This is a genomic window from Ideonella sp. P3_A4, from assembly GCF_056403075.1.
On the sequence record NZ_JBFUGE010000203.1, the window covers coordinates 1 to 10,618 of the forward strand.

Below are 10,618 nucleotides of genomic sequence, written 5' to 3' on the forward strand. Positions count from 1 at the left end.
GGCTGGGCCAGCGGTTGGCCGCCGAGACCCGCCGCATTGTTGGCGGTGGTCTTCTTGGCGCCCCAGCTCAGCCCGCCGTCGCTGGAGGTGCTGCTCAGCAGCAGGTCGCCGGCATTGGCGTCGTCCCAGGTGGCGTAGCAGTTGCCGTAGTGGGGGCTCGTCTTGGTGTTGTCGCAGGCGATCCAGGTCTTGTCGTAGAACCCGGTGGTGGTGGAAACGGTCACCGGCGCGCCCCAGCTCAGGCCGCCATCGGTCGAGCGGCTGACCACCACGGCCTTGCCGGCGCCGCCGTTGATGGGAAGCGAAAGGATCAGCCATGCGCCGTGCTTCGCGTCGTAGGCCACAGAAGGGTCGGACACCCGGTCGTACGGCCCGGCCGGCGTGCTGTTGACGGTGATCGAGGGCAGAAAGCCGTGGACCCACGTCTTGCCGCGGTCTTGCGAGGTGGCAAACCCGATGTCGGAAGAGCCGCCGTCGAAGAAGCGGCCGGTCTGGAACGCCCCGACCACCGTCGTGCCAAAGGCGAACGTATCGGGCTCGACCTCGGTGGCGTGTTGGCTGTCTGTGTTGGTGAACGGATCGGTGCTGACCCGTTTGGCGGCCGAAGCGGGGCCGGCCATCAGCGCCAAAGACAGCGCCGAAATGCAGATCGAAAGACGGGGCAATGTTCGCATTGGTTTCTCCTGGAGATTGACAGTGAAACGCATCACATGGCCGGCGGCGGCTTGCCGTCAGTCGTTGTGCCGAGGCAGACCACGGGGGATCATCTCCTTTGAAAAAGGGCGTGGCTCGGGTCGCGGCACGGCGCCGAGGGTAACGATGCCACGAACCCATGGGAATCACCCCGACGGTCGTCGGGTGTCATCGGCTGACGATTGTTGACGCTGTCGCCGCCTACAGGACCCAGGTGCGCAGCGGCAGCCAGCCGATGGTGGCTGCATAGGCGGCAATGCTCGCGAGCCCCAGCGACGACAGACCCACGTAGGCGCGAATCAATCGGGGGGCGGCTCGATGGCGCAGCGTCAACACCATGCCCGTCAATGCCAGCAACGGATACAGCACGCTGCAGACCAGGATCAGCAGCGAATAGGGGCCGACGTTCGCCAGTTGCTCAACGGAGGTGCTGCCGGAACCCGTCACGGCCAGCAGAGGCAGCGCCAGCGTCACCGCCAATGACGCGATGGCCGCCAAGGGCAGCAGGCGAAAGCACAAGCCGCCGGTGTCTGCCAGTCTTCCGCGCCGGTACGCGATGAGCCAGGGGATCAGCATGACGACGCCGACCAGCAGACCCAGCAGGAGGATCGCGCCAAGCAGCCACAACCCGACCATGTGCCACAGCGCCACTTTTTGTTGGGCCGAAGTGGCGTTGATCTTGAAGGCCTGGCCATCTTGCTCGACGAAGGCCACGGTCGCTTCGCTGCGGTCCGAGCGGCGAAAGCTGTGTGGGCCCGTCGGCAGGAAATCCTTGCCGCCAACAACCAGCTTGCCTTGGCCGGCTGCCACCCGGCTCACACCGAAGATCTCGGCGTAGGGCCGCATCATGTCGCTGGGCGGGGTGATGGAGCGATAGAAGCCCGCGTACTTTTGCAACTCAGCGTCGCTGACGGCCACCGTCGGCTGCGGATTCAGCGGCAGATCACGTGTCAGCCAGGACTGGATCAGGTGGGCCGCCGGCCCGGCGAAGTCGACGCCCTCGCCACCATTGGCCATCAGCACGTAGCCGGAGCCGTTGCGCAGGGTGTAACCCAGCACGGAGGTGAACGAATCAATGCCGCCGTTGTGTCCTCGAAAGGTGACGCCGCCGTCGACGATCGGCGCATTGCCCAGGCCGTAGCCGTTGCCAAAACCGAACTTCGCACCGAGGTTGGATTCGGCGCGCTCGATGCGTGCCACCGACTCGGGCGTCAATATCTGCCGGCCGTCCACGCTGCCCCGGCCGATGTACAAGCGCGCCAACTGGGCCAGTTCATGGGCACTGGCGACCAGCGAGCCGGCCGGTTTCAGGACGATGTGTTGATACGGCGTTGGCGTGCCACCGGACCCGTAGCTTTTGGCCATGCGGCTGGCCAGCGCGGGTGTCAGCGAAAAATCGGCGCTGACCATGCCCATCGGCACCAGGACGGTCGACCGCATGTAGTCGTCAAAGGTTTGACCGGTGGCCTTCTCGATGGCGTAGCCGGCCACGGCGGCCCCGGCGTTGTTGTAGACCGGGAACGTCCCGGGTCTCCAGCGGCTGGTGAATCCGCCGCTGCTGAAATTGATGCCCTCCAAGGTGGACCAGGCCGCCTCGCTCTTGGACAAGACCCGGTTCGAGATGTCTGGCCAACCGGTGGTGTGTTCCAGCAGATGCACCAGACGCACAGGATCCGTCTCTTCCCAAGGGTTKGTGAAAGGGATTTCCGGCGCAAAGGCATGCAGCGGTGTGTTCAGGCTCAGCCGACCACGTTCCACCAGGGCCATGACACCGATGGCCGTGAGGCCCTTGGCGATGGAGCCGGCCCGAAACGGCGTCTGGGCGGTGGCTGGAATTTGCTTGGCGACATCGGCGAAGCCATAGCCTTTCTCGAAAACGATCTGGCCGTTTTCGATCAGAACCACCGAGGCGCCTGGCACCTCACCGGCCTTGAACAGCTCGGCCAGTCGGCGATCCAGGCCCTCGATATTGCTCGGCAGCGCCGCCTCTTCGGCCGCTGCAGCACCAGCGCTCAACAGCAGTGTGCCGATCAGCAAGCCAATAGGCCGCCAAGCCCGCGTCAACCATGACGGTGGCGCTCGGTGCCGGGTGCAAGTGAGTCCCATGAAGTCTGCCCGTTTGATTAAGTCGGCGCACTGTATGGAACGCCCACCTCGGGCAAGGCCACGATGCGACAGGCTGCATGAACCAGGGGACCAGGCGCAGCGGGACCATTGATAACCACCCCCGCGGCCTCTCCATATTTTCTTCAAACTGTGTGCGTACGCTGTGGGCATCGGGTCGGTTCCGATGTGCGCAGTGCCTGTGTGCTGGGGCCGAGCCGGGTCGATCGGATGCTCAACCCCGCCATGTCCAACGCCGAAGCTTCTCGCACCAAGACGCCTGTCCCGCACCTCGTGCAAAGCGGYGCCGCGATGGACGAGATCGTGCCGCAGGACCGGCGCAAGAAGCTGTGGCTGACCATCGGCGCCGGTGTGCTGGTGGTGGTGGCGCTGTTCGTCGTCTGGCGGATGCTGCCGCGTGGCCTGCAGGTGCCGGCGGTGGACGTGCGCAGCGCGGCGGTGGAAGAGGGCACCTTCTTCGACGAGGTGGTGCTGCGTGCCAAGGCCGATGCGCTGGACTCGGTGGTGCTCGACGCGGTCGACGCCGGCCGGGTCGAAGAGGTCTTTGCCCGCGACGGCGAAACGGTGAAGCAGGGCGACCGGCTGTTCCGCATTTCCAACCCGCAGCGCAACCTCGATCTGCTGCAGCGCCAGTCCGAATCGGCGCAGCAGATCTCCAACCTGTCGAGCCTGCGCGTCGACTACGAGGCGACCAAGTCAGAGCATGTGCGCCGGCTGCAGGACATCGACTTCAACCTCGACCAGGCGCAGAAGAAGCTGGCGCGCGACCAGGGGCTGGCCAACCAGGGCTTCATCTCCGCCGCATCGCTGACCGAATCGAACGACGCGGTCGATCGGTGGCGCCACAAGCGCGACCAGGAGCTGGCGCGCGACGAGATCGAGACCAAGGTCAAGCTGGGTGCGATGTCGCAGCTGGAGCGCGCGGTGGGGCAGATCCAGCAAGGGCTGACGCTCGTGAATGCCTCGGTCGACGCGCTGACCGTGCGCGCCCCCGCCGCCGGCCGCCTGACCGACTTCAACCTGCGCGTCGGTGCCACCGTCAAGACCGACCAGCACATCGGCCGCATCGACGACCCGAGCAAGTTCAAGCTGACGGCGCAGGTCGATGAGTACTACCTGAACCGCATGCGCGTCGGGCTGCAAGGCACCGTGCGGCGCGACGGCAAGGAATACCGCATCGAGGTCACGCGCATCCTGCCGCAGGTCACCGAAGGCCGCTTCACGATGGAGCTGGGCTTCAAGGACGGTGAGCAGAGCGGCTTCAGCCCCGGCCAGAGCCTGGACGCGCAGGTCATGCTCGGCCAGCCCAACAAGGCGCTGCTGCTGCCGAACGCGGCCTTCCTGAACGACTCGGGTGGTGCCTGGGCCTATGTGCTGGCACCGAACGGTGTCGACGCCGAGCGCCGCCCCATTCGCATCGGCCGTCGCAACAACCGCCAGGTCGAGGTGCTGTCGGGCCTGGCTGCAGGCGAGAACGTCATCGTCTCCAGCTACGCGGCTTTCGGCACGGCGCCGCATGTGCAACTGAAGAAGTAGGGCGTTCGCCAACGCCCTCGGTCAACCCATCGGGAGTCCTCGCATGTTGAAACTCGTCAACGTCAACAAGGTGCACCAGAGCGGCGATGTCCGCACACGCGCGCTGGACGGCATCAACCTCTCGATCGCCGCCGGCGAGTACGTGGCCATCGTCGGCCCGTCGGGCTGCGGCAAGTCGACTTTGCTGAGCGTGCTGGGGCTTCTTGAGCCGCCGACCTCGGGCGAGTTCCTGTTCGAGGCGCAAGACGTGGCCAGCTTCGGCGAAGGCACGCTGACCGACCTGCGGCGCGGGCGCATCGGCTTCATCTTCCAGAGCTTCAACCTGATCGACGAGCTGAGCGTGTTCGAGAACGTCGAGCTGGCATTGATCTACACCGGCGTGCCCAAGGCCGAGCGCAAAGAGCGGGTCGACCGCATGCTCGAAAAGCTCGGCGTCGGCCACCGTGCCGGCCATCGGCCGTCGCAACTCTCGGGTGGCCAGCAGCAGCGTGTGGCGATCGCCCGCGCGCTGGTGGCGAAGCCCAGCGTGCTGCTGGCCGACGAGCCGACAGGCAACCTCGACACCGCCCACGGCACCGAGGTGATGAACATCCTGCGCGACATCAATGCCGAGGGCACGACCGTGGTGATGGTGACCCACTCGCCCGAGCACGCGCGCCAGGCCAACCGCGTGGTGCAGATGCTGGACGGCAAGGTCGTCGACGATCTCGCCCAAGCGGCGGCGTGAGGAGCGCAGCATGAACTGGCAAGACCTGCAGATGGGCTGGCGCCTGCTGCTGAAGAGCCCGGGCCATTCGCTGATCATGGTGCTGAGCCTGACAGTCGGCTTCGCGGTCTGGTTCCTGGCGCTGGGCTTCACGCGCTACGAGCTCGCTTTCGACAAGCATGTGCCCGGGCTGGACGAGGTCTACGTCGTCAAGGCAAGGCCGAACTGGGGCGATGCGTCGTGGAGCGAGAACGTGCCGCTGGCGATGAAAGACTCGCTCAAGCGCAGCGGGCTGCCGCTGCAGGCGACGACGGTGCTGCCGTTCTCCGTTGCGGCGACTGTCGGCAACGTTGTGCGCACGGTCGAGTTGACGGTGGTTGACGCAGACTTCGTGCAGGTGTTTCGCATGAAGGCGCTCGAAGGTGATTTGGCGTCGGCGCTGTTGCGGCCCGACGCGGTGGCGCTGACGCAGGAGACGGCGCTGACGCTGTTCGGCGACACGCACGTGGTGGGCAAACAGCTGGACATCGGCGGCCAGCCGTTCCAGGTCGGTGCGGTGGTGGCCGATTCGCCCAAGACCAGCTCGGTTCAGGTCCATGCGCTGGTCGGTGTCGACTCGGCGGCGTGGGCGCCATCGGAGCGTGCACGGGCGCAAGACAGCTGGAACGCCTTTGATGGTGATCACAAGGAGATCGTGACCAACAAGGTCTACCTGCGGCTGCCCGCAGCGGGCCGGCGCGCTGATGCACTGGCCGCGATCGAGCGCGACATCGACAGCTCGGCCTTGCGTGGCCGCCTGAGCGCGGCCGAGATCGCCGAGCTCGGCAGCAAGCTGCCGGTGACGGTGGCGCTGGGCCCGCTGGCCGACTCGTACATGGACAGCGAAGCGCGCAACAACAGCGGCCCCAAGGGCGACCCGATCGCCAACCTGGCGATGAACGGCGTGGCGCTGCTGATCCTGCTGCTGACAGCGGGCAACTACATCAACCTGGCCAACATCCGCGTGGTGCAGCGCGAGCGCGAGATGGCCGTGCGCAAGGCGCTGGGTGCGCGGCCGGCGCAGCTGGCGACGCAGCTGGTGGCCGAGTCGATCCTGGTCTCGCTGATCGCGGCGGTGCTCGGTGCGCTGCTGGCGATGGTGCTGCTGCCGTTCTGGTCCGACCTGACCGAGCACGACATCGGCGGCCTGCTGACCACTGCCGACTACGTGGCGTTCGCGGTGATCGTGCTCGTGGCCGGCGTGGTGGTGGGCGTCGGTGCCGGGGCCTACCCGGCGTGGACGGCGCTGAAGATGCGCGTGACGCCGGTGCTGGGCGGCCGCGGCGGCAGCGACACACCGGGCGGCCTGCTGCTGCGCCGCATCCTCACGGTGCTGCAGTTCAGCATCGCGATGTTCGTCACCGCGATGATCGTGACGATCGCCTGGCAGATCCAGTTCCTCAAACGCATCGACTATGGCTACCCGGTCGACGGGCTGATCACCGCCAAGCTGCCGAGTGGTCTGGGCAAGGCCGAGGTGGACAGCTTCGCGGCCGCGCTGCAGACGCTGCCCGAGGTGCGCAGCGTGGCGCGCAGTAGCTCGTCCAGCGCCAACCGGCCCTTTGCGATGCCCAACGGCGAAAGCCTGATGCTCGGCACGCGGCTGGTCGGCGCTACGTATTTCTCGACGCTGCAGCTCGGCGCGCAAGCCGGCCGCGTGTTCGACGCACGCCAGGACGGCGGCGAGTCTCGCGACGTGGTGGTGCTGAACCGGCAGGCCGCGGTGCGCCTGGGCTATGCAGAGCCGTCGGCGGCGGTGGGCCAGTTCATTCGCATGGAGGGCAAGGAGGTGCAGGTCGTGGGCATCGCCCAGGACGTGCGCAACGGCTTCACCGCCGGCCAGCCGCGCCCGCTGGTCTATGCGCTGTCGGACGCGGCACCGGACCTGACGATCCGCACCAACGCGAGCTTCGATGCCGCGCAGGCCGCGGTGACGAAGGTCTGGCAAGAGCACTTCCCGGCGCGCTACCTGGCCATGCGCGAGTTGCGTGCGCAGCTCGAGACGAACGCCGGTGGTCCGATGGCGGTGCTGCTGACCTGCGTGGTGGTGGCGATCGTGATCGTGCCGCTGGCGGTGTTCAGCATCTACGTGCTGTCGGCCGTGGTGGTGCAGCGGCGCGCGCGTGAGTTCGTGGTGCGCAAGCTCTACGGTGCCCGGCAGGGCGACATCGCCAAACTGCTGCTGCGCGAGTTCGGCCTGCTGCAGGGGATCGCCGCGGTGCTCAGCCTGCCGCTGGCCTACTTCGTCGGCCGGTCGTTCGTCGAGCGTTTTGCCGACCAGGCGTCGATCGGCCTGTGGGCCGTGCTGGCCGCGTTGGCCGGGGCCTTGCTGATCACCGGGATCGCAACCTTCCGCCACATCTTCGCGGCGTCGCGGTTGCCGCCGGCGGCGGTGTTGCGGGCGGGCTGAGGCTTGTGGTGGGCGGGGCGTTGCACGCGCCCCGCCGCGGCGTTCACGACGGCTGCATCAGCGTCTGGTCACCGAAGAAGCCGACCAAGCGCGCGATGCCTTCGTCGATCTCCTGCGGCGTCAGGTAGCTACAGGCCAGTCGCAGCTCGTGGCGGCCGCCGCTGGTCAGGTAGAAGCTGCTCATCGGTGTCCACAAGACGCCGTGCCGCTCGGCACACCGCTTCAGCAAGGCCTCGTCGGCGACCACCGGCAGACGCACGCGCACGAAGAAGCCACCCTGCGGGGCCTGCCACACGATGCCGCGCTCGGCGGCTTGCTCTGGCGGCAGCGCAGCCGACAGGGCAGCGAGCAGGTGCCGCAGGTTGCGTTGGTACAGGCGCGCTTTGTCGATGCCGACGGCGGCGAGCGAGCCGCCGTTCTCCAGCATCATGCCGCCGACGATGGCCTGGCAGATCGGCGAGGTGTTCACCGTCAACATGCTCTTGACCAGCGTCAGCTCGTCAGCCAGCAGGCTGGCCTCGCCGTTGGCATTGATCACCGGCTGGTCCGCGACCATGAAGCCCACGCGCACACCGGGCAAACAGATCTTGGCGCAGGTCGCGAGGTAGACCACGCGTTGCTGCGTGTCGAGCGACTTCAGCGTGGGCAGCTTGTTGTCGGCCTCGGCGGTGAAGCCGTAGGCGTTGTCCTCCAGCAGCAGGAAGTCGTGTTCCTCGGCCAGCGCGAGCAGGGCGTGGCGCGTGGCCAGCGACATCAGCGTGCCACTGGGGTTGGAGAAGTCGGGCGCCACGTACAGCGCGCGGATGCGTTGGCCGGCCTGGCGTGCCGTGGTGCAGGCGCGCGCAAGTGCCGGCAGGTCCACACCGCCATCGGCCTCGCCGATGGCCACCGGCTCGATGCCGAGCACACGGGCCGCGCCCGAGATGCCGACGAAGCAGGGCTCGACGACGGCGAGCAGGTCTTCGGGCGTCGGGCACAACACCCGCAGCGCGAGCACCATCGCCTCTTGGCAGCCGACCGTGACGACGATGGCGCGCGGGTCGACGCTGATGCCTTCGTCCAGCCGCAGCGAATGGGCGAGCAGGCCGTTGATGATGCCGCGGGCTGGCCCGTACTGGTACAGCAGGCGCGTGGCGCGCTGCTCGGTCAGGCCACGGTCTTCGACCAGGTGGTGGCGATAACGCTCGAGGTAGCGGCCGACGTCGAGGTTGTCGAAGAAGCTGGCGTGCGGCGCACCTGGTGCGAACGAGATGGCGTCGGGGTAGCGGTCGATCACCTCGTTGAGAAAGTTCAGCGCCCCCATGCCGGGGTCGTCGAGCGCGGCCAGCAAGGCGGCCTTCTGCAGGCGGGCGCCGCCGGTGTCGGCGTGTGTGGGAGTCAAGGTCGAGCTCATGCAGCGGCTACTTTCTGAAGAACGTCTTGGCTGTACAGGCGGTGCCCCTGCTCGAGCGCGAACTGGGCCATGTAGGTGCGGAAGGTGTCGAGCGGTTCTTCGCACAACACCAGCATGCGGCGGTTGGGAATCACCGCGGGGCTGGCAAGTGCGGCGAGGCGGGCTTCGATCGCCGCGTCCATCTGCGCTGGCTCGACCACTTCGTCGAACAGCGCCGCCGCATCCGGCTCGCGGGCGAAGACACGGCGACCGGACAGGATGATCTGGCGCGCGAGGCGGGCACCGGCAATGCGCGGCAGCCGCAGGTTCGCGACGCCAGGCACGATGCCCTCTTGCGCGGCGGGCAAGGCGAAGTAGCTGTCTGCCGCGGCGATGATGTGGTCGCAGGTCAACAGCAGTTGCGCACCACCGCCGATCGCGAACGCATCGACGGCGGCGACCCAGGGTTTCATGACCGTGCGGAATTCGTCGATAGCGCTATCGCCGTCGACACGAATACGCAGGCCGTGCAGCAGCTTGTTGAGCGTGCCGAACTCGCGCCGCAACAAAAAGTCGGCATACGAGATCTGGCCGCGGTGCAGCTCTTTCAGGTTGATGCCGGCGCTGAACACCCGGCGGCCGCGGTAGCGCGGGTGGGTCATCTCGCCGCCGCGCAGCAGGCCGACGCTGAGGCTGTCGTCCAGCAACGCGATGTCGACGGCAGTTTCGAACTGGTCGATCAACTCGTCGTCTTCTGCGTTCAGGCAGGCCGGGTTGTGGAACGTCAGGTGCGCGGCCTGGCTGCGTGCTTCGAGCACCACTTTTCCAAGATCCAGCCGGCGATCACGCTGGAAGGCGGGCAGCAGTTCGAGCGCGGCGGCCGTTGGCTGCAACAGGCGCGTGACGAGGTCCAGGCCGATCGCGGGGTCGCGCAGCAGCTCGCTGAAGAACAGCGCCTGGTCGATCTCCAGGCCCTCCTTGTCGCGCTGCAGTTGGCGCCGTTCTTCGGCCAGTTGCGTGGGCGTTGGCAGCAAACCTGGAAAGCGCGCGGCCACTTGCGCCGCGAGCGTGGACAGCGGCACATGGCCGGTCAGCGGCGCGATGAGCGTGCGATGGATGTTGTGCGCATGGCGGCGCAGAAAGGCCACGCGGCTGCGCCGGCTGGCGGCGTGGAGCTGGTCGACGACCGCCTGCTCGCCGGCCGACCGCGCGGCCTTGGGCGGCAGCCGGCGCGCCAGCGAGGCGCCTTCTTCGACGAACTGCCGCAACGCGACGGCGTCTTCATTCAGATGCCCGCCGTACGCGGGTGAAAACGATAGCCACGAGAGGCTGGCACGCTCGAGATCAGCAATCGAATCGGTCGACATGGGCAGTGAAATTCCGGCAATGCAACGCTGGGGTGAGTCAATGCAAATGCGGGGCAGAACACCAGTGCCTTTCGTCACGCCGGCGGTCGTGCGCGACGCGGCATCGTGTTCGCGTTTTCCAACTGCCTCGGACCCATGGACAACACGTGCGTCGACTACGAGAAGAAGGACGGGGTGGCCTGGGTCACCTTGAACCGTCCGCACGTCTTGAACGCGCTGAGCCTGCGCACGCATGAAGAGCTGGCGGCTATCTGGGATGACTACGAGCGTGACGACTCGCTGCGCGTGGCGGTCCTTTCGGGCCATGGTGGGCGCGCCTTCTCGGTCGGCCAGGACCTGAAGGAACTCGCCGCGCACAACGAGGGTGGCGC

At 67.2% G+C, this 10,618-nt stretch carries 8 protein-coding genes; 4 read left to right on the forward strand and 4 right to left on the reverse strand.

Annotated features, from left to right (window positions below; translation table 11 throughout):
* The coding region (locus AC1DYI_RS17900; RefSeq protein ID WP_477205485.1) for a sialidase family protein at positions 1-674 on the reverse strand (674 nt) is incomplete at its 3' end.
* A gap of 220 nt (positions 675-894) precedes the next feature.
* A complete protein-coding gene (locus AC1DYI_RS17905; RefSeq protein ID WP_477205492.1) occupies positions 895-3,087 on the reverse strand; it encodes a serine hydrolase domain-containing protein in 2,193 nt (730 codons plus the stop codon).
* Positions 3,088-3,090: 3 nt separating this feature from the next.
* On the opposite strand from AC1DYI_RS17905, the gene AC1DYI_RS17910 reads away from it, so the two are divergent.
* From AC1DYI_RS17910 to AC1DYI_RS17920, 3 genes are read left to right on the forward strand one after another with little or no spacing between them, the layout of a single operon-like run.
* Positions 3,091-4,353 (forward strand): efflux RND transporter periplasmic adaptor subunit, encoded by a 1,263-nt coding sequence (locus tag AC1DYI_RS17910; RefSeq protein WP_477205486.1) that lies wholly within the window; start codon positions 3,091-3,093, stop codon positions 4,351-4,353.
* Between the two features lie 43 nt (positions 4,354-4,396).
* A complete protein-coding gene (locus AC1DYI_RS17915) occupies positions 4,397-5,080 on the forward strand; it encodes an ABC transporter ATP-binding protein (protein WP_477205487.1) in 684 nt (227 codons plus the stop codon).
* A gap of 10 nt (positions 5,081-5,090) precedes the next feature.
* Positions 5,091-7,508, forward strand: a complete 2,418-nt coding sequence (locus AC1DYI_RS17920) for an ABC transporter permease (protein WP_477205488.1) — start codon at positions 5,091-5,093, stop codon at positions 7,506-7,508.
* Positions 7,509-7,551: 43 nt separating this feature from the next.
* Here the strand turns inward: AC1DYI_RS17920 and AC1DYI_RS17925 are convergent, their stop codons facing one another.
* The gene (locus AC1DYI_RS17925) at positions 7,552-8,889 is read right to left on the reverse strand and encodes an aminotransferase-like domain-containing protein (RefSeq protein ID WP_477205489.1); all 1,338 of its coding nucleotides are present in this window, start codon (positions 8,887-8,889) and stop codon (positions 7,552-7,554) included.
* 8 nt (positions 8,890-8,897) lie between these two features.
* Positions 8,898-10,247: an enoyl-CoA hydratase/isomerase family protein gene (locus AC1DYI_RS17930; RefSeq protein WP_477205490.1), complete on the reverse strand. Its 1,350-nt coding sequence runs from the start codon at positions 10,245-10,247 to the stop codon at positions 8,898-8,900.
* Between the two features lie 135 nt (positions 10,248-10,382).
* On the opposite strand from AC1DYI_RS17930, the gene AC1DYI_RS17935 reads away from it, so the two are divergent.
* On the forward strand, positions 10,383-10,618 hold a 236-nt coding region (locus AC1DYI_RS17935), incomplete at its 3' end, for an enoyl-CoA hydratase-related protein (RefSeq protein WP_477205491.1).